We start from the raw sequence: 520 nt of genomic DNA, 5'->3' as shown, positions 1-520 counted from the left end.
GAGGTGAGGAGGAGAGGATTCCCAGGCCCAAAGGCAAATCCCCCTCGATCCCCCTTTGATAAAGGGGGAAGCTAACAATCAAATAAACAGTAACAGTGGAGCTACCATGGCCTATCAATATATCACCTTCACCAGGGAAGACCGTATCCTGACCATCAGCCTCAACCGTCCCCCCACCAATCCCCTGAGCAGCGAATTCGGCCTGGAGCTGTTCAAGGCCTTCAAGGAGGCTGACGAGATGGATGACGTGACGGTGGTCGTCATCACCAGCGCCCTGGAAAAGGCCTTCATCGCCGGGGCCGACATCAAGGAGATGGCCGCCATGACTCAGGCCGAGTCGGAGTATTTCTCCAAGCTGCTGCAAGACGCCAACAATACCCTGGAGCGGATGAAAAAAGTGGTCATTGCTGCCATCAACGGCCATGCCCTGGGGGGGGGCTGCGAACTGGCCATGGCCTGCGACTACCGGTTCATGGCCGCCGGCAAGGCGCTGATCGGCCTGCCCGAAGCGGGGCTCGGC

Annotated in this window: 1 protein-coding gene; it reads left to right on the top strand. The window is 58.8% G+C overall.

Going from position 1 to position 520, the window contains the following annotated elements:
* Nucleotides 1–106 precede the first annotated feature (106 nt).
* The coding region (locus JCM15764_RS20770; RefSeq protein ID WP_243689570.1) for an enoyl-CoA hydratase/isomerase family protein at nt 107–520 on the top strand (414 nt) is incomplete at its 3' end.

Source organism: Geotalea toluenoxydans JCM 15764 (assembly GCF_001311985.1).
In the GTDB taxonomy this organism is placed as follows: Bacteria; Desulfobacterota; Desulfuromonadia; order Geobacterales; family Geobacteraceae; genus Geotalea; species Geotalea toluenoxydans.
Note: the sequence above shows the minus strand (reverse complement) of the source record. Positions and strands in the feature narration are given on the sequence as shown.